22 protein-coding genes are annotated in these 17,142 nt (G+C 38.2%); 16 read left to right on the forward strand and 6 right to left on the reverse strand.

Annotated features, from left to right (window positions below; genetic code table 11):
- The first annotated feature begins 33 nt into the window (after window positions 1-33).
- The 5 genes from JZO85_RS01205 (at window position 34) to JZO85_RS01225 (ending at window position 3,318) form a co-directional block, all read left to right on the forward strand.
- A complete protein-coding gene (locus JZO85_RS01205) occupies window positions 34-249 on the forward strand; it encodes a hypothetical protein (protein WP_207106754.1) in 216 nt (71 codons plus the stop codon).
- Window positions 236-1,180, forward strand: coding sequence for an SPFH domain-containing protein (locus tag JZO85_RS01210; RefSeq protein WP_207106681.1), 945 nt, complete (start codon window positions 236-238; stop codon window positions 1,178-1,180). Before JZO85_RS01205 ends, JZO85_RS01210 begins: the two co-directional genes overlap by 14 nt.
- Window positions 1,181-1,214: 34 nt before the next feature.
- Window positions 1,215-1,931, forward strand: coding sequence for a DNA/RNA non-specific endonuclease (locus tag JZO85_RS01215; protein ID WP_207106682.1), 717 nt, complete (start codon window positions 1,215-1,217; stop codon window positions 1,929-1,931).
- A gap of 118 nt (window positions 1,932-2,049) precedes the next feature.
- Complete coding sequence (locus tag JZO85_RS01220; protein ID WP_207106683.1) at window positions 2,050-2,505, forward strand: DUF3788 domain-containing protein; 456 nt, start codon at window positions 2,050-2,052, stop codon at window positions 2,503-2,505.
- 171 nt (window positions 2,506-2,676) lie between these two features.
- The gene (locus JZO85_RS01225; protein ID WP_207106684.1) at window positions 2,677-3,318 is read left to right on the forward strand and encodes a lactate utilization protein; all 642 of its coding nucleotides are present in this window, start codon (window positions 2,677-2,679) and stop codon (window positions 3,316-3,318) included.
- 58 nt (window positions 3,319-3,376) lie between these two features.
- Here JZO85_RS01225 and clpP read toward each other — a convergent pair whose 3' ends face one another.
- Window positions 3,377-3,970 carry an ATP-dependent Clp endopeptidase proteolytic subunit ClpP gene (clpP, locus tag JZO85_RS01230; RefSeq protein ID WP_088932181.1) on the reverse strand — a complete coding sequence of 198 codons (594 nt, stop codon included), beginning with the start codon at window positions 3,968-3,970 and terminating at the stop codon, window positions 3,377-3,379.
- A 295-nt stretch (window positions 3,971-4,265) separates the two neighbouring features.
- Here clpP and JZO85_RS01235 point away from each other — a divergent pair, with 295 nt between their 5' ends.
- From JZO85_RS01235 to glnA, 7 genes are all read left to right on the forward strand, one after another.
- Window positions 4,266-4,781, forward strand: coding sequence for a hypothetical protein (locus JZO85_RS01235; protein ID WP_207106685.1), 516 nt, complete (start codon window positions 4,266-4,268; stop codon window positions 4,779-4,781).
- 70 nt (window positions 4,782-4,851) lie between these two features.
- Window positions 4,852-5,586: a glycerophosphodiester phosphodiesterase gene (locus JZO85_RS01240; protein WP_207106686.1), complete on the forward strand. Its 735-nt coding sequence runs from the start codon at window positions 4,852-4,854 to the stop codon at window positions 5,584-5,586.
- The gene (gene miaA / locus JZO85_RS01245; RefSeq protein ID WP_207106687.1) at window positions 5,583-6,527 is read left to right on the forward strand and encodes a tRNA (adenosine(37)-N6)-dimethylallyltransferase MiaA; all 945 of its coding nucleotides are present in this window, start codon (window positions 5,583-5,585) and stop codon (window positions 6,525-6,527) included. Before JZO85_RS01240 ends, miaA begins: the two co-directional genes overlap by 4 nt.
- 63 nt (window positions 6,528-6,590) lie before the next feature.
- Complete coding sequence (gene hflX, locus JZO85_RS01250; RefSeq protein WP_207106688.1) at window positions 6,591-7,835, forward strand: GTPase HflX; 1,245 nt, start codon at window positions 6,591-6,593, stop codon at window positions 7,833-7,835.
- Complete coding sequence (locus JZO85_RS01255; RefSeq protein ID WP_207106689.1) at window positions 7,819-9,075, forward strand: methionine gamma-lyase family protein; 1,257 nt, start codon at window positions 7,819-7,821, stop codon at window positions 9,073-9,075. The genes hflX and JZO85_RS01255 overlap by 17 nt, the downstream gene beginning before the upstream one ends.
- Window positions 9,076-9,759: 684 nt before the next feature.
- Window positions 9,760-10,140, forward strand: a complete 381-nt coding sequence (locus tag JZO85_RS01260; protein WP_010744471.1) for a MerR family transcriptional regulator — start codon at window positions 9,760-9,762, stop codon at window positions 10,138-10,140.
- A gap of 49 nt (window positions 10,141-10,189) precedes the next feature.
- A complete protein-coding gene (gene glnA / locus JZO85_RS01265; protein ID WP_207106690.1) occupies window positions 10,190-11,530 on the forward strand; it encodes a type I glutamate--ammonia ligase in 1,341 nt (446 codons plus the stop codon).
- A 55-nt stretch (window positions 11,531-11,585) separates the two neighbouring features.
- Here glnA and JZO85_RS01270 read toward each other — a convergent pair whose 3' ends face one another.
- Window positions 11,586-12,428: an ABC transporter permease gene (locus tag JZO85_RS01270; RefSeq protein ID WP_207106691.1), complete on the reverse strand. Its 843-nt coding sequence runs from the start codon at window positions 12,426-12,428 to the stop codon at window positions 11,586-11,588.
- Complete coding sequence (locus tag JZO85_RS01275; RefSeq protein ID WP_207106692.1) at window positions 12,409-13,164, reverse strand: ABC transporter ATP-binding protein; 756 nt, start codon at window positions 13,162-13,164, stop codon at window positions 12,409-12,411. Before JZO85_RS01275 ends, JZO85_RS01270 begins: the two co-directional genes overlap by 20 nt.
- A gap of 199 nt (window positions 13,165-13,363) precedes the next feature.
- Here JZO85_RS01275 and JZO85_RS01280 point away from each other — a divergent pair, with 199 nt between their 5' ends.
- A complete protein-coding gene (locus JZO85_RS01280) occupies window positions 13,364-14,098 on the forward strand; it encodes a class I SAM-dependent methyltransferase (protein WP_207106693.1) in 735 nt (244 codons plus the stop codon).
- Window positions 14,099-14,118: 20 nt separating this feature from the next.
- Here JZO85_RS01280 and JZO85_RS01285 read toward each other — a convergent pair whose 3' ends face one another.
- Together JZO85_RS01285 and JZO85_RS01290 are read right to left on the reverse strand one after the other, a co-directional pair.
- Complete coding sequence (locus tag JZO85_RS01285) at window positions 14,119-14,529, reverse strand: DUF3021 family protein (RefSeq protein ID WP_207106694.1); 411 nt, start codon at window positions 14,527-14,529, stop codon at window positions 14,119-14,121.
- On the reverse strand, window positions 14,526-14,975 hold the full coding sequence (locus JZO85_RS01290) for a LytTR family DNA-binding domain-containing protein (RefSeq protein WP_207106695.1): 450 nt from the start codon (window positions 14,973-14,975) through the stop codon (window positions 14,526-14,528). Before JZO85_RS01290 ends, JZO85_RS01285 begins: the two co-directional genes overlap by 4 nt.
- Window positions 14,976-15,113: 138 nt before the next feature.
- Here JZO85_RS01290 and JZO85_RS01295 point away from each other — a divergent pair, with 138 nt between their 5' ends.
- Window positions 15,114-15,689 carry a GNAT family N-acetyltransferase gene (locus JZO85_RS01295; protein WP_347401774.1) on the forward strand — a complete coding sequence of 192 codons (576 nt, stop codon included), beginning with the start codon at window positions 15,114-15,116 and terminating at the stop codon, window positions 15,687-15,689.
- A 40-nt stretch (window positions 15,690-15,729) separates the two neighbouring features.
- Here the strand turns inward: JZO85_RS01295 and JZO85_RS01300 are convergent, their stop codons facing one another.
- Window positions 15,730-16,197 carry a TspO/MBR family protein gene (locus tag JZO85_RS01300; RefSeq protein ID WP_207106696.1) on the reverse strand — a complete coding sequence of 156 codons (468 nt, stop codon included), beginning with the start codon at window positions 16,195-16,197 and terminating at the stop codon, window positions 15,730-15,732.
- 249 nt (window positions 16,198-16,446) lie between these two features.
- On the opposite strand from JZO85_RS01300, the gene JZO85_RS01305 reads away from it, so the two are divergent.
- Both JZO85_RS01305 and ruvX read left to right on the forward strand, forming a co-directional pair.
- Window positions 16,447-16,716, forward strand: a complete 270-nt coding sequence (locus JZO85_RS01305) for an IreB family regulatory phosphoprotein (protein WP_010739601.1) — start codon at window positions 16,447-16,449, stop codon at window positions 16,714-16,716.
- Window positions 16,713-17,141: a Holliday junction resolvase RuvX gene (gene ruvX / locus JZO85_RS01310; protein ID WP_207106697.1), complete on the forward strand. Its 429-nt coding sequence runs from the start codon at window positions 16,713-16,715 to the stop codon at window positions 17,139-17,141. Before JZO85_RS01305 ends, ruvX begins: the two co-directional genes overlap by 4 nt.
- Window position 17,142: the final 1 nt, after the last annotated feature.

Consider the following 17,142-nt stretch of genomic DNA (forward strand, 5'->3'; position numbering starts at 1 on the left):
TAATATGGGAGGGAGTTTGTATTGGATTATCAAATGCAGAAAACGATGGGGAAGTGTTTTCGCAGTAAAGGGTCAAGTATTACTGGGCTCATTCGAATTTTGGGTAGTTGGTATGACTACAAAGTGATCAACGGGCAGCCGAAGCCTGAAGATATGCTGGAGGTCATCGACTTTACCAGTCGGGAATTGTTAGTCGTCATCAATAATAATCTTGAAGAAAGTGATGTGAATTATATTGTTAATATTTAATATCATCTTAGTAGTAATTGTGGTTGTTGTACTTCTATTTATCATCAGCCAATTGGTCGTGATCGTTCAGCAAGGAGAGGTCAAAGTTGTCGAAAGTTTTGGTAAATATGTGAAGACACTGGATCCGGGGCTGCATTTTTTAATTCCGATTTTATATGTAGTTCGTCGTCGTGTCTCTTTAAAACAAACACCAATCCAAATTGAACCGCAAAGCGTGATCACTCGAGACAATGTAATCGTCGAAATCGATGAAGCGATCAAGTATCACGTGACAGATGCTAGGGCTTTTGTGTATGATAATGAGGATTCTGTCACATCAATGATCCAAGATTGTCAATCAAACCTGCGCGGTATTATCGGTAAAATGGAATTGAATGAAGTATTGAATGGTACCGAGGAAATCAATGTGAATCTTTATGAAAGCGTGAAAGATATTACAGCTGGATATGGGTTGTCTATTGATCGGATCAATATCGGGGAAATATCAGTTTCTGATGAAATCGTCAATTCCATGAATAAATTGATCACAGCTAGTCGGGACAAGGAGTCTTTGATCACGATTTCTGAAGGGAAAAAACAATCAGTAATATTAGAGTCAGAAGCAAAATCTTCTGAGATGCAGATTGATGCTGAAGCGCGAGCAAGACAAACAAAAATCGATGCCGATGCTCGAGCGGACCGCACTAGAATCGATGCAGCTGCGGAAGCTGATCGTATCGCAAAAATTACGGAAGCTGAAACAGCCCGTATCAAGGAGATCAATAAAGCTATCGCAGAAAGTAATTTGACTGATGAAATGATCGCCTATCTAGGAATCGAGGCTTTCAAACATGTGGTTGAAAATAATGGTAATACAGTGATCATGCCAAGTAATCTAACAGAGCTTGGTAATGTTCCGGCGATCAAGGAGATTTGGCAGCAGACGAAATAATGGGATCAGTGTGATGGAAAAAAGGAATTAGGAGTTGAATGACCATCGCAGCAAAAAAACAGATGCAAAAGTCCTTTCTGCAATCGTAGTAGTCTTGGCAGGGATTTATGGAATTTATTCACAAATAGGATCACATGAAGAGCCGACTAATTCAGTAAAGAAAATTAATATAAGTCAAGTTTCAGAAGTACCAGAGTATGATGACAAGCATCAAACAATCCAATTGAACCATAACCAGCCGAGCTTTTCTGAGGAAGACCTTTCATTAAATGAAGATACCTGGACGCGCTTTTCAGAATTGGACCAGCTGAATCGAGTTGGGGTTGCCAACGCCATGTTAGGCAAAGATTTGATGCCGCATCAAGAACGTGAACGTTTATATGTCAAACCAACAGGCTGGCATCAAAAATTTTATAATGATGAGCCATTGTTTAACCGCGCCCATTTGATTGCTTTTCAATTTTCAGGAGAGAACAACAATTTGAAAAATTTGATGACTGGTACGGCGTCATTAAATGATCCAGGAATGAATGAGCATGAGATTGAAATTGGGAATTACATTCGTAAAACGAACCACCATGTACGTTATCGCGTAACGCCTTATTTTAAAGGAAATGAATTGGTTGCTCGCGGTGTCCAAATGGAGGGACAAAGTATCGAAGATGATGAGATATCATTTAATCTCTTCATTTACAATGTCCAAGATGGTATTAAGATTGATTATCAAAATGGCTATTCTCAAAAAGAGTAGAAGAAAATCATCCAAGTTTATCTTGGATGATTTTTTTGAAAAGAGCATTGGAGAACAAGCATAAAACTACTTTGTCAGCTAAAATGAATAGTTACTAAAGAAGAAAGCGGGTGCTAGTATGCAATGGTATGAATTATTCCATGAGGATATCGAACCGACAGACCGACAAATTTCAGACTTCATTTCAAATCCATTATGGCAAGAATTATCGGAGTATTTAATACAGACCTATGCCGTGAAACCTAAGCGTGCTTATAGCGGTTGTTCAATGGGAGAGGGCTATTGGAAAGGATGGAATATAAAGTTCAAGAAGAACGGCAAAGCGTTGTGCACAGCGTATCCAAAGCAAGGATATTTTGTTGCGATGGTTTCCTTCAGTGCGAAAGAATTAGATGATGCCAATGCGTTGGTATCAATGTGTTGCGAATATACTAAAAATAAGTATCAGAATGCCAAGTCCAGCAAACTGGGAAAATCAATCTCTTTTGAAGTAACGGATCAAAACATCTTACAAGATATCAAAGAACTGGCAGCACTCAGAGCTCGTTCAACTAAAAAAACTAACAATGCCTAAGATATTCTTCTTGGGCACTTTTTGTGCTCAAGTTAAACTTGTTATTGCGAATCGAACTTAAATAATTGAAAATAGAGAAGGAAGTAAGAATCTCTTTTTTGGGAAATGAGTAAGTATATGAATTTTGAACGTATAATTAAAAAGATAACTATTTGACTAAGGAGTTAGCTAATGGAAGATTATCAAAGAAAACGTTATGTTGCGGCGGCATCAACATTAAGCAAAAAGTTGGAACGGCGGAATTTTCAGCCAATTATTTGTCAGAACCTGTTGGAAGCTAGGGAGCAGGCGATGAAGATTATTGATCCTGATAAATCAGTGGGGTTTGGCGGTTCGATTACTATAGAGCAATCTGGTGTAATTGAAGAGCTATACAAAAGAGGGCAAAAGATCATTGATCGAGAAAGAACAAAATCACCAGAAGAGCGACATCAAGTGATGAAACAAGCATTGCTTTCTGATTATTTTTTAACGAGTATTAACGGAATCACTGAAGAGGGGGAGCTAGTAAATATCGATAGCGTAGGAAATCGTGTGGCTGCTCTGACCTATGGTCCAGATAAAGTACTGGCCTTTGTCAGTATGCGAAAAGTTTATGGAGATTTAACTGCGACAGTAGAAATGGTAAGAAAAAATACGGCCCCATTAAATGCCCACCGTTTAGGATTACAGAAAACACCATGCATCAAAAAAGGACTCTGCGGTGATTGCCTTCAAACAGAATGCATTTGCAATACGCTTGTCATCACACGACGTTCAATGGCAAAAGATCGTATCGTTATTTTCTTGATCATTGATGAAGTTGGCCTATAAGAAAATAGCGAGTCAAACAAAATTAAAAACCGAGGACTTTTCCTCGGTTTCTTGTCGTTTAGCTTAAAGAGCTGCTATTTTCCATTACTTCATCGATCAGACCATAAGCTTTTGCTTCTTCGGCCGTCATGAAGTTATCACGATCGGTGTCGCGTTCGATTACTTCGATCGGTTGACCAGTACGTTCAGACAAAATGTTGTTCAAACGTTCACGCGTTTTTAAAATGTGACGTGCGGCAATTTCGATTTCAGTAGCTTGCCCCTGTGCACCGCCTAGTGGTTGGTGAATCATGATCTCAGCATTTGGCAATGCAAACCTTTTGCCCTTAGCGCCAGCTGTCAGTAGGAAGCTTCCCATTGAAGCGGCCATACCAAGTACAATAGTTTGTACATCAGCTTTTACAAAGTTCATAGTATCGAAAATTGCTAAGCCAGCAGAAACGCTACCGCCTGGAGAGTTGATGTAAAGGTAAATATCTTTTTCAGAATCTTGGGCATCCAAGAATAATAATTGGGCGATGATGGTGTTCGCCATATCGTCGTTCACTTGACCACTCAGCATAATGATGCGATCTTTTAATAAACGAGAATAAATGTCGTAAGCACGTTCGCCACGAGATGATTGTTCAATGACTGTAGGAACTAAATTCATAGTGAATCCTCCTTAAAATATTGTTCGTAAATTATTTTAGCACAAACGAGGTTAGATTGCTAAAACTTAAAGAAAGTATACAACGTTGGTCAGTTTTGGTCAAATAGAAGGCTCCGTTTTTTTAAACGGGTCAAACTATCCTAGAAACATGAAAATATGGTACTATTAATACCGATGATAACAGGATGTCAGATTGCCGCATTTTATAAATTCTTCAGTGGGATGATAGACGTGTTGAGAATCAGTTTACTTTTGTAAGGAATAATTCCATAAGTATGAATTAGGAGGAAAAAACGTGGAAATCGCATTTATTGGACTAATTGGTGTATTGATTGGAGCAGGATTGACAGGTCTTGCCGTTTATTTTGTTTTTAAGTATATCGACTTGCGCCATCAACGTGAAAGAGAATTGGAGCATCAGGTTAAAGAAATTGAAACAATCAATCTTTTAAACAAAAAAGTGAATGAGATTTTATCCAAACGAAATGTTTTAATGCAAGATTATGTGACGTTTAATTCGTTCGATGACTGTTACATTACGATTGATGATTTCATTTATTTAAATTCTTTTGCTGCTCAAAATAATTTTTACTTGCCAAATTATTTAATTGAAGAGTTTTTCAAAAATATTTCTCATCGAAAAGTTATTTTATCTCCCGAGGAAACCGTTAAGATTGGCGGTTATACTTATAAGGGCGGACGGATTGTCATGGAGACTTTCTCTGAACAGCTTTTAGAGATACTAGATGAAAAGAAGCAGCAGTTAGCTCGCTCGACTAAACAGCCTTTACGTTATTTCAATGTACAATAGCGTTTTACAAGTGGACGTGGAAAGATTTAAAACTAATTCATTTAATAGATTATGAACGAGGTGGTATTGGATGACAGTTATTATTGCTCATCGTGGGAGTGCAGGCACTCATCCTGAGAATACATTGCCGGCATTCATGGAGGCGGTACGGACTGGTACGGATGGCATCGAATTGGATGTTCATCTAACAGCCGACCAGCAGTTAGTCGTTATTCATGATGAAAGTGTTGATCGCACAACTGATGGCAAAGGGCTGATTCGAGAGTTAACATTAAAAGAAATCAAAGAACTGGATGCCGGCAGCTGGTTTGATGAAAAATATCAGGCGACTAAAATATCGACTCTGCAGGAAGTTCTGAATTTATTGCTGCAGATGCGTTTTCGCGGCTTCTTATGTATTGAAATTAAGACGAATAAATTTCATTACCCAGGAATTGAAGAAAAAATATCGAAAGTCATGACAAGTAAGGAGTGGCCATTCACGTATTGGTACACGAGTTTTAATATTGACTCTTTGCGAATCATGCATGAGTACGAGCCGGATATACAATATGATTTGATTCAGAAAAATGATCTGGAAAAATATCAGACTGTCTTAGAGACGGACTTTATTGAGGGCTTGCATCCGAGCTATGATTGGGTAAAACAGCATCCTGAGATTGTTAAGAATTATGAAAAAGCTATTCGACCTTGGACACCTAATCTTTACGAAACCATGATGACTTGTTATGAAAATAATTTGGCCGGTATAATTACCGATTTTCCGGAAAAAGCCATCCGTACAAGAAGCAGGTTCAAACAATGAAGGTAATAACAATCGTTGGACCAACTGCGGTTGGTAAGACAAGCTTGAGTATTGACTTGGCAAAAAAGTTCAATGGAGAGATTATTAGCGGAGATTCCATGCAAGTATATCGTGGGTTAGATATCGGAACTGCTAAAGTGACTCCGAGCGAAATGGCTGGGATTGTCCATCATTTGATCGACGTGAAGAATGTTGATGAAAATTATTCTGCTGCGGATTTTCAGAAAACGGCTAGAAGAACAATCGAGGAAATCAGTCGCAGAGGTAAAGTACCAATCGTCGTGGGGGGGACTGGTTTATATATCCAATCCTTATTGTGGGATTATAAGCTTGGCAGCGAAGGAGAAGCTATAGATAATACACTTCGGATTAAATATGAAGCTTTTGCAGATAATAATGGGAATGAAGCATTGTGGCAAAAACTGCAAGCCGCAGATTCTCTGGCCGCGAAGAAGATTCATTACAACAATCGTAAAAAAGTGATTCGAGCGTTAGAGGTTTTTGAGACAACAGGGCACTCTATTCTCGAACCAAAGGAACAGCCTCAAAAGCTTTATGACAGTTTTATAATCGGTTTAAACACGGATCGAGCGATTTTGTATCAGCGGATCAATGAGCGTGTTGACTTAATGGTTGAACAGGGCTTGCTAGAGGAAGCTAAAAAATTGGCTAAAACCCCTGAAGTGCAAGCTGCTCAAGGAATCGGCTATAAAGAACTATTTCCTTATTTTTCTGGGAAAACCTCGTTGGAATCGGCATTGGAAGAAATAAAATTACATTCGCGTCGCTATGCTAAACGCCAATTGACTTGGTTTCGTAATCGTATGTCCGTCCATTGGTATGATCTAGTTCAGCAACCAGATACAATTTTAGAGATCGAAGCAACCATAGCCAAGTGGCTAGCAGAAGATAAAGCGACACTTTCAATTGAGGATGTTTAATTGATAAAGTGCCATTATAAAGGAATTAGTACATCATAGAATAGAAATTTAGGAGGAAACAGATTGTCAGAAAGAGTCATTTTAGTCGGCGTCGAGACAGACGAGAGTAAATATAATTATTTAGAATCGATGCATGAGTTGGCCGGACTAACCAAGACGGCTCATGGCGAAATTGTTTTTTCATTAACACAAAAGCGACCCAAAGTTGATCGTCAAACAATCATTGGTAAAGGGAAAATAGAAGAACTCACGCAGCTAGTTGACGCGCATGAAGCGGACCTTGTTATTTTCAACCATTCCCTGTCACCACGCCAAAGCCAGACGATCGAATCACTGGTTGGTGTTCCGGTAATTGATCGGATCCAATTAATTTTAGATATTTTTGCTCAACGTGCTCGTTCAAAAGAAGGCAAACTACAAGTTGAACTTGCTCAATTAGATTATTTATTACCACGCTTGGTAGGCCAGGGACAAAGCTTATCTCGGCTTGGTGGAGGAATCGGGACTCGCGGACCTGGGGAAACAAAGCTAGAAACCGATCGGCGTCACATTCGCCGCCGTATCTCTGCAATCAAAAAGGAGCTAAAGGAAGTTGAAGCTCATCGTGAGCGAAGTCGTCAAAAACGGCAGCAGTCCAGTATTTTCCAAATGGGTCTGATTGGATATACAAATGCAGGCAAGTCAACGATTTTAAATTTATTAACGAATGCTGATACGTATTCTGAAGATCAATTGTTCGCTACATTGGATCCTTTAACAAAACGTTGGCATTTACCGCAGGGAATGGAGACCACGATTACAGATACAGTTGGTTTTATTCAGGACTTACCTACACAATTAGTCGACGCTTTTCAATCGACTTTGGAAGAGAGTAAAGGGATGGACCTTTTGCTGCATATCGTAGATGCTAGTGCCGAAGATCGGCAGCAACAAGAAAAAACTGTTATTGATTTATTAAAAGATCTTGGGATGGATGATATTCCAATGCTCACGATTTACAATAAAGCGGATCGGATTGATGAAGTTACCTTTGCACCGACCTTATTTCCTAGTGTTCTAATTTCTGCAAAAACAAATAGAGGAAAAGATTTATTAGCTGATGCTATCAAAAGAGAAATAATGAATTTACTAGAGCCTTATATGCTGACTTTGAACGCAAACGAAGGGCAGGCTTTGAGCGAGATGAAACGTGAGACATTGGTCTTAAGCGAAAGCTTTGATGAGGAAAAGGAACAATACAATGTGCGGGGATTTGCTAAGAAAAAATCTCTTTGGATTAGGAGAATGGAAGATGAGTTGGACAACTGAGCTAGCACCCGAGCTGGTTGAAAAAATAGATAAAGTCGATCAACAGATAGCTGGACGGCTGCAAGAAATACGAGAAATTGCTTTGTCAAATCAAGCCAAAGTATTGAAAGCTTTTCGGGAGAATCACGTTTCAGAAAGCCATTTTCTGCCGTCAACAGGATATGGGAATGACGATCAAGGGCGGGATGTTTTAGAAGCTGTTTATTCCCAAACGCTTGGTGCAGAAGCAGCCCTAGTTCGACCACAAATCGTTTCGGGAACTCATGCAATCGCTACGTCATTGTTTGGTGTGTTACGACCAGGAGATGAGCTGCTTTATATCACAGGTACACCTTATGATACATTACTAGAAGTAATTGGTGTACAAGGCAACGGAATAGGATCATTTAAGGAGTACAACATCGGATATGATGAAGTCGAACTTTTAGCAGACGGCAATATTAATTTTGATGGTGTCAAAAAAAAGATAAACAGCAATACGAAGGTAGTTGCCATTCAACGTTCACGGGGTTATGCTTCCCGGCCGTCGTTCACGATTGAAAAAATCAAAGAAATGTGTGATTTTGTTAAAAGTATCGCACCGGATGTCGTGATTTTTGTGGATAACTGTTATGGCGAGTTTGCTGAATTGTTAGAACCGACACAAGTCGGAGCAGATTTAATGGCTGGTTCGTTGATTAAAAATCCTGGGGGCGGAATTGCTAAAACAGGCGGTTATATCGCTGGAAAGCAAGAGTTGATTGAACGATGTGCGTATCGCCTAACCACTCCCGGAGTTGGAGCAGAGGGCGGAGCAATGCTCGGAAGTGTCTTTGACATGCTTCAGGGCTTTTTCTTAGCACCTCATGTAGTGAGCCAGGCGATTCAAGGAGCCGTGTATTCTGCTGCACTGCTAGCAGAATATAATTTGGAATCAACACCTAAATGGAATCAGCCGCGGACCGATCTAATTCAGTTGATCGATTTTCGTGATCGTGAGAAAATGATTCAGTTCTGTCAGGCGATTCAAAAATATTCGCCAATTGACGCCTATGTTGCCCCTATCCCATCTTATATGGCAGGGTATGAAGACGATATCATAATGGCTGCGGGGACGTTTATTCAAGGAGCAAGTATTGAACTAAGTGCGGATGGACCATTAAGAGAGCCCTACTCTTTATATCTTCAAGGCGGTTTGACTTTTGAGCACGTTAAAGTTGCAGTAACCAATGCTGTGAATGAAGTTTATCATCAATCATAAAAAAGAAGTAATTTTGAACGAACCTTGGGCAACAGACTAATAAAATAGTTGTAGTTTTTTAGAGCTGTTCTTCGCTTTGCGAAGGGCAGCTTTTTATCTACATAAAGAAATGCTAACCAGCTAATTCATCTACTGAAAAGCATATCTTTAGATGGGCTTGATTTATTTATTTTCGAAAAGACGAGTATATGTCTTGAGAAATCATAATCACAATAAAAGGGTGGACAACCAGTAATTTCTGTTGGGAGCGCTTGATTAAAATAGATGAAAAACGTGAGATTATTAAAAAATCTCAAATGCCTCTTAAATAGAAATTTTTCAAATTTTCTTCTGTTCGATTTCATCTTCAAAAAAGATATAATTTATGATCGCGTTTGAAGTATACAAGATAGGTACGGTTCTCCTTGGAGTCTCTTTTTAAAATACCCATTAAATACCTCACTGAATACTCAGGTCTGAGTTGAACGATTTTCTCTAATTTTGATTTTAGGCAACTTTATCGCTACTTTCTTTTTTTTGCAGTATAACAATTTTTTATCCATTGAGAACGTTGATATAATAATCATTTAGTCGAAAAAGCGAACGTTCGGAAAAGCTATGTAAGAAAATGTGACATTATCTCTTGACGATTGGTCTAACGGATGGTATTCTTTTTTCAACATCAAAAAACAAGGAGGAGATATTATGCGGGAGAAAGAATTGCGTCGTTCGCTTGCTGTTTTTCCAATTGGTACAGTTATGAAGCTAACGGATTTGACTGCACGACAGATTCGGTACTATGAGGAGCAAGAACTGATCCACCCGGAACGAAGTGAAGGTAACCGTAGGATGTATTCTCTAAACGACATTGATGTGTTACTAGAAATCAAAGACTATTTATCTGATGGCCTGAACATGGCAGGAATAAAGCGCGTTTATCAAATGCGTCAGGAAGAAGTTAAAGCTGCTAAAGAGAAACCGCCATTGACTGATAAAGATGTCCGTCGTATTTTTTATGATGAGATGTTAACACAAGGTGGTTTCCAACAACAAAATCCATATCAATCGCAAGGCCCTAAGCTTTAGTGATTGTGGAATATAAAAAAATGAAGTGCGAGGAAGGGATTTAGATATTATGCCGAAAAGAGATCTAAGTAAAGAGGATATTAAACGAATTGTCGAGGAAGAGAACGTCCGCTTTTTACGTCTGATGTTCACAGATATTATGGGGACTATCAAAAACGTTGAAGTGCCAGTAAGTCAGATGGAAAAAGTCCTAGATAACAAAATGATGTTCGACGGTTCATCTATTGAAGGTTTTGTCCGTATTGAAGAAAGTGATATGTATTTGTACCCAGATTTGTCTACCTGGATGATTTTCCCATGGGAAAGTGATCATGGGAAAGTGGGGCGTTTAATCTGTGATATTTATGGACCAGACGGCACACCATTCCCAGGAGATCCTCGCGGAAATTTAAAACGCGTATTAAAAGGAATGGATGAATTTGGCTTCACATCATTCAACTTAGGTCCTGAACCAGAATTTTTCTTATTCAAAATGGACGAAAATGGCGATCCAACATTGGATTTGAATGATAAAGGCGGATACTTCGATTTTGCACCAACTGATTTAGGAGAAAATTGTCGTCGGGACATCGTGTTAGAACTTGAAAGCTTAGGCTTTGAAGTAGAAGCTTCACATCACGAAGTTGCTCCTGGACAACATGAAATCGACTTTAAATATGCAGACGCAATCGAAGCCTGTGATAATATCCAAACCTTCAAATTAGTCGTTAAAACAATTGCTCGCAAGCATGGCCTTCACGCAACATTTATGCCAAAACCGTTATACGGCATCAACGGTTCCGGTATGCATTGCAACATGTCGCTATTCAACGATGAAGGCAATGTATTTTACGATGAAGATGGTCCAATGAAATTAAGCAAAACAGCTTATCAATTTTTGGCAGGTCTTTTAAAACACGCACGTGCATACACGGCAGTATGTAATCCAATCGTAAATTCTTATAAACGCTTAGTTCCTGGTTTTGAAGCCCCAGTTTATGTGGCTTGGAGTGGACGCAACCGCTCACCATTGATTCGTATTCCAGAATCGCGTGGTTTATCTACACGTTTAGAGCTGCGTTCAGTCGATCCAGCGGCAAATCCGTACTTGACGATGGCTGTTTTATTAGAAGCTGGTTTAGACGGTATCCGTAATGAATTGACACCACCAGCGGCAGTTGATCGTAATATTTACGTGATGACAGAAGAAGAACGTAAAGAAGCAGAAATTTATGACTTGCCTTCTACGATTCATAATGCGATCAAAGCATTACGTAAAGATCAAACGATGATTGATGCTTTAGGAAGTCATATCTATACTAATTTCAATGAAGCAAAACGTATGGAGTGGGCAGCTTTTCGACAAACTGTATCCGAATGGGAACGCGATCAATACTTAGAACTTTACTAATCCAAACTCGTAAAACTCTTGAGGTCTTTCCTCAAGAGTTTTTTTAGTATAATAGTTATCGCTTTATTTCCACACGCCTAACATTCCATAAAGCAATTGCTAAAAACAGTCCGCTTGAAATCAATAGGATTGCGACAGGCAGAAAAAGATCGTTTTGACCGTTCATCACGATGCCCAATTCTTCTTTGATCGTATTTATGGCTGGCTTGTCTGCGGTGGTGAACACATTTTCTGTCATAATACGTCTAATCAACACTATTCCACTAGTTAATGGAAAATATTCGACAACCCGTTGGACATTGTTAGGCAAGCTACCAATTGGAACATAACAGCCAGTTAAGAAGCCGATCAAAGGACCAATTACAGATGTCATGGTAGAAAAAGTATCGGTTCGTTTAAAAAAACTGACTACAAAGAACATAAAAGCGGAGGAACAAAATACAGTTAAAAGACTAACAAAAAATAGCAAACCAAATTGCGATAGAGTCAATAGCTTCCCCTTTGAAAGAACAACGATATAAATTTCAGCAATGACAATAACCACTAAAGTGATCAATAAAGAGATTAAGAAAGTGCTGAAAAAATAGCCTAACATAATTCTCTCTTTTGAAATCGGCGAGATCATGAAATCAGTATAGACATTGCGCTCTTTGTCTCGGATCATTAAACTGACGGATCCTAGTGTGGAACTGGCTGAGGCGATCCCGATAACTCCTGCAAACATCCAAGTATCAACGACTAATTTAGGTTGTGAAAGAACGGATAGTGAATCAACTAGGCTATCTCCTAATAAAAAAACGTACAAAATAATCATAATTACTGCGCCAACGAAAGAACCAATCACCGCCTGTTTGTTCTTAAAAAATAATAATAGTCCTCTATAAACTAGTGCATTCATAATTCTCTCTCCCTTTTTCCATAATTGTTAAAAAAACATCCTCAAGTGTTAAGCATTGATAGTTTCTTTTCAAAGTCTCCGGAGGAGCATAAGCCATGACCTCACCTGCGCCCAACATTAAAATATTATCGGAATCTCTAGCTTCTTCCATATAGTGTGTAGTCAGTACGATTGTCATTAGATATTTCTCTTTCAAATGATGGATTAGGCGCCACATATCTGCTCGTGATCCGATGTCCAAGCCAGTAGTAGGCTCATCAAGAAATAACAGCTTCGGGGTGTTGAGGAGTGCGCGTGCGATATCGATTTTCCTTTTTTCTCCGCCTGACAAAACACCATAGCGTTTATTTATGAGGTGGCTACCTTGTACATCTGCCAGTTTCTCTTTGGCCAAATGCTTGGCTTCTTTCCAGCTATTAGTATAAAAGCGAGCACGAATGTATAAATTTTCTTTGACAGATAAATCTTCGTCTAGAATACTATTTTGAAAAACAACTGAAATCATTGTTTTGTGTTCGATAGAATGAGGGGCTAATTTCTTCCCTTCAAAAAGAATCTTGCCAGTATCTGGTTTCGTTAGTCCTAGGATCAACGAAATCAAGGTTGATTTCCCGGCGCCATTCGGACCTAGTATGGAAAACAACTCTCCTTCCTTGATTGAAAATGAAATAGATTTTAATACTTCATGGTGACTATATTTTTTGGTTAAATTTGTGATTTTCACAAGTTCGTTCATAGTAGTTGCTCCTTTACTTTTTCTTGATAAATCCACTATAATCAACTTTTTTTATTGAAACAATGCAATTTCTCTAAGTGGTCGTTAACTCCATCTAAGGTGAAAAATAAATAGATATTTGTTTGATCGAACAGAAGAAATGATCCTTAATCAGTTTTATTTTGCTATAATATAGGCAATAAATTGAGAGGTGAAGGAGATGGAAGATAAGTACAGAACATTTGCGTATGATTATGATGAATTTGGCAGGATTGAAGAATATTTAGGAGCAGAAAAAGTATTTTTTCAGCAATTATTCTCAGAAAAACAAGTGAGAACGGTATTAGATTGTGCTTGTGGCACAGGACAACATTTATATATGATGTCTGAAATGGGCTTAGAAGTAGTCGGATCAGATTATTCGGAGGCGATGCTTGAAGTAGCGGCAAAGAACTTAGCCGCATTGAAAAAGGAAATACCTCTGGCTCAATGCGACTTCAGGTATTTAGAAAAAATATACAAAGAAAAATTTGATGCTGTGGTCTGTTTAACAACTGCTTTGCCGCATTTACTCTCAGAGCATGAGTTGCTTACTGCTCTTAAATCTATGAAAAGCAGAATCAATGATGGAGGGGTATTGATCCTGACACAAGGAACGACGCACTACACTTTGTCTTTGCCATCGATTGAGGTTGTGGTGAACCGCTCTGATTTTTCAAGAGTATTTGTTAAGGAGCAAAAAGAGGGGATTGAAACGATTCATGTTTTAGATTTGTATCACTCACTTAAGAGAACAGAGAATAATCAGTATGATATCGTTTATAAGATCATCTTAGATGAGGATTATCATAGATTACTAACGGCTGCTGGTTTTGAAAGTATTGAGATTTATGGCGATTATGACAGAAAACCTTATGACAAAGAAAGCATTCGTCTGATTGTGGTTGCTCAGTAAACGCAAAAAAGAGAATCCGATTATTCTGATTCTCTTTTTTGCTGGATTAACTCATTAATCTCATCAGCTTCCTTTTTATCATTACTGTAAATAAAAAATTTTATAAAGACGTAAATTATCAACGTAATTCCGAAATTTTTCATCAGACCAATAAAACCTAGCTCCCAACCGTACAAAATATCACCTATAATAATTTGTAAAAATATCAGTCCAATATAAATTAATTGATTGATAACAATGCGTTGATTGGAGAATTTTTCATTGTCCTCAATAATAAATCGCAGTAGTCCAGATAACACGGATACCACCAACATATACTCAATAATTTCAAATAGGACTTGTTTGTTAAGTAATAGGTTTATTGTTGCTAGCAGAGTAAAAATCATGGAGGACAAACGAAAAACACTTTTTAGGTACTCGACTAATCTCATATTCGTTTCCTCATTCCTAAGCTTTTTTTTAAATCGGGAACGTATTTCCTAGATACAGAAACTCGCTCGTTATTCATTAAAGTAGCTTCAAAACGACCGCTTAGAGTTGGCGATACAGCTCGAATAGCCTTGATATTTAAAAGCAAAGATTTCCCTACACGAATAAAGTCATGGGGAAGCAATTTTTCTTCAAGCTGATAAAGTTTTTCAGTACTTTGGCAAACCATGTCCTGCGTGTAAATAAAGCTTTTTTTATCAACTACTTCGATATAAAGGATTTCGGAGAAGGGCAATTTGTAGTGAGCACCATTTTCTTCACCGACTAAAAAAAGCTTTTCTTCTTTGAGTACGGATAGAATATTTTGTAAAGTGTCAGTTATCTCATGAACCTCAAATAGGGCACTTTCTTCTTTCGTCGTTTCGATTATTTCAACAGTTGTCTTCAAGGGGGACTCCTTTTCCTCAATGTTCTCTATTCTTAAAAGTATAGCAATTCTTATTAATGACGGTCAAATCGCGTTAGTAGAATAGTTGGGTATAACGTATAATAAAAGAATAAATAATGTAAAAAAGAAGGGATAAAAGTGAAAATCAAAGGGGAGAAAATCGATTTATTTCCTGCTGAACTAGCAGATCGTCAAAAGATTTATGAATGGTGCTTTCAATCTGAAACAACTAAGTCACATAGCGGCCCGCCTGATTATCCTGAGAAAGCTATTGCGACCTTTCAGGAGTTTTGTGAAGAATACTACGAGGACTATTATTTTACTGGCGCTCATCCAGAAAGAGGACGAGGCTTTCTGATCAAGAGCGATCGAGAAGCTGTTGGATTTATTAGCTATTCTGCCTTTCATCTAAACTCTTTTTCAGCTGAACTGGATATTTGGATGAAGGATGAGGCAAATTGCGGCAAGGGGTATGGAAATGATGTGATTCGTACTTTGAGTAATTATTTGCATGAAGAAATGAGAATTGACCTTTTACTTATAGCGCCTTCAAATAGAAATATACGAGCAATCAAGTCCTATGAAAAAGCCGGCTTCAAAAGAACAAATAAATCTATGAACACATTTTTGACAGAAGAATATCAATTAAAATATGGTACTGGGGATTATGGTATAGCTGGAACAGCGATAATGATAAAGTATTTTGCTCAATAGAAAAAGACATCAAAACCGTTTTGATGTCTCTCAACTGTGCTTAGTTTAGAATGGCTAAACCAAAAGAAAGATAGGTAGCATAAACAATCCAAATGAAATAGGGAATAAAACAGAGTGCAGCACTCTTTGAAAGAGTGTAGAATTCACGAATACTAAGAACAATAGTAATCAAAAGCGTCAAACTAATAAAAGAAGCAATCCAGAAATGAGAACCGCCAAAGAAAATAATACTCCAAATGAAGTTTAGAACTAGTTGGATTCCGAATAGCACATAAGAAACCGTTTTGCCTCTGGCTTCTTTACTATCAATTACTAGAAACAACGCTAAACCAATCAAGGCATAGAGAATGATCCAAATAGTTCCAACAATGTTACCTGGCGGCGCCAATAATGGCTTATTTAACTGTGCATAAATCTTTGGAATGTCACCAGCAAAAAAGCCTGATAGCGCTCCAGTCAATTCTACCCCGATAATACAGACGAGTAGTTTAAAAAATTTATTTAACATGATAGAACCTCCTGTTTTTTGGCAATTAAGTTTCGCTTTATCGAACTTTCTATCTATTCAGTATAACTAGTACGATCCTTAAAAGAAAAAAAGATGCTTGTAAAAAAAGCCATATGTAAACGAAAAGCATGTTATAATAATTTGGAAGATTTTCTAAAGCCAAGAGATTGGCAACTTGCAAAGTTTGTAAGTTTTGTCTTCTTTTAGTAGAATATAATTGTTGATAATTTCAAGGAGAGGTGTGAGAAAATGGGATACACAGATGAAACAGTCCGTTTTGATTTTGATGATAATCGTAAAAAAGAAATCAGTGAGACACTGACGATTGTCTACAATGCTTTGGCCGAAAAAGGCTACAACCCGATCAACCAAATCGTCGGCTATTTATTATCAGGAGATCCTGCGTATATTCCTCGTTATCAAGATGCACGAAACTTGATTCGTCGTCACGAACGCGATGAGGTTATGGAAGTTTTGGTAAAATACTATTTGAAAGATCATGGTATTGATATTCGATGAGAGTAATGGGATTAGATGTCGGCTCGAAAACTGTCGGGATCGCAGTAAGTGATCCATTCGGTTGGACGGCTCAAGGAGTCGAGATCATCCGAATTGACGAAGAAAAAGGGAAGTTTGGCTTTGAACGTTTAGGTGAGCTTGTCAAAGAATACCAAGTCACCAAATTAGTAGTAGGACTTCCTAAAAATATGAACAATTCGATCGGTCCGCGAGCGGAGGCTTCCATGGCTTATGCTGAGAAAATTAAAGAGCTTTTTGACTTGCCGGTCGATTTTCAAGACGAACGGCTTACTACGGTGGAAGCCGAACGAATGTTAGTTGAACAGGCAGATGTTTCACGTTCGAAAAGAAAAAAAGTTATTGATAAACTTGCAGCGGTTATGATTTTACAGAATTATCTTGATCGTACCGGCAATAAACTTTAGA

The organism is Candidatus Enterococcus murrayae, from assembly GCF_017315985.1.
GTDB classification, from domain to species: Bacteria; Bacillota; Bacilli; order Lactobacillales; family Enterococcaceae; genus Enterococcus_A; species Enterococcus_A murrayae.

Bases quoted from the DNA above. Each gene is read 5' to 3' on its own strand.
- ruvX (WP_207106697.1), top strand. From the start codon at position 16,713: ATGAGAGTAATGGGATTAGATGTCGGCTCGAAAACTGTCGGGATCGCA.
- JZO85_RS01255 (WP_207106689.1), top strand. From the start codon at position 7,819: ATGAGTTGGACAACTGAGCTAGCACCCGAGCTGGTTGAAAAAATAGAT.
- miaA (WP_207106687.1), top strand. From the start codon at position 5,583: ATGAAGGTAATAACAATCGTTGGACCAACTGCGGTTGGTAAGACAAGC.
- JZO85_RS01205 (WP_207106754.1), top strand. From the start codon at position 34: ATGCAGAAAACGATGGGGAAGTGTTTTCGCAGTAAAGGGTCAAGTATT.
- JZO85_RS01225 (WP_207106684.1), top strand. From the start codon at position 2,677: ATGGAAGATTATCAAAGAAAACGTTATGTTGCGGCGGCATCAACATTA.
- JZO85_RS01220 (WP_207106683.1), top strand. From the start codon at position 2,050: ATGCAATGGTATGAATTATTCCATGAGGATATCGAACCGACAGACCGA.
- JZO85_RS01260 (WP_010744471.1), top strand. From the start codon at position 9,760: ATGCGGGAGAAAGAATTGCGTCGTTCGCTTGCTGTTTTTCCAATTGGT.
- JZO85_RS01305 (WP_010739601.1), top strand. From the start codon at position 16,447: ATGGGATACACAGATGAAACAGTCCGTTTTGATTTTGATGATAATCGT.
- JZO85_RS01275 (WP_207106692.1), bottom strand. From the start codon at position 13,164: ATGAACGAACTTGTGAAAATCACAAATTTAACCAAAAAATATAGTCAC.
- JZO85_RS01240 (WP_207106686.1), top strand. From the start codon at position 4,852: ATGACAGTTATTATTGCTCATCGTGGGAGTGCAGGCACTCATCCTGAG.
- JZO85_RS01285 (WP_207106694.1), bottom strand. From the start codon at position 14,529: ATGAGATTAGTCGAGTACCTAAAAAGTGTTTTTCGTTTGTCCTCCATG.
- glnA (WP_207106690.1), top strand. From the start codon at position 10,190: ATGCCGAAAAGAGATCTAAGTAAAGAGGATATTAAACGAATTGTCGAG.
- JZO85_RS01270 (WP_207106691.1), bottom strand. From the start codon at position 12,428: ATGAATGCACTAGTTTATAGAGGACTATTATTATTTTTTAAGAACAAA.
- clpP (WP_088932181.1), bottom strand. From the start codon at position 3,970: ATGAATTTAGTTCCTACAGTCATTGAACAATCATCTCGTGGCGAACGT.
- JZO85_RS01280 (WP_207106693.1), top strand. From the start codon at position 13,364: ATGGAAGATAAGTACAGAACATTTGCGTATGATTATGATGAATTTGGC.
- JZO85_RS01300 (WP_207106696.1), bottom strand. From the start codon at position 16,197: ATGTTAAATAAATTTTTTAAACTACTCGTCTGTATTATCGGGGTAGAA.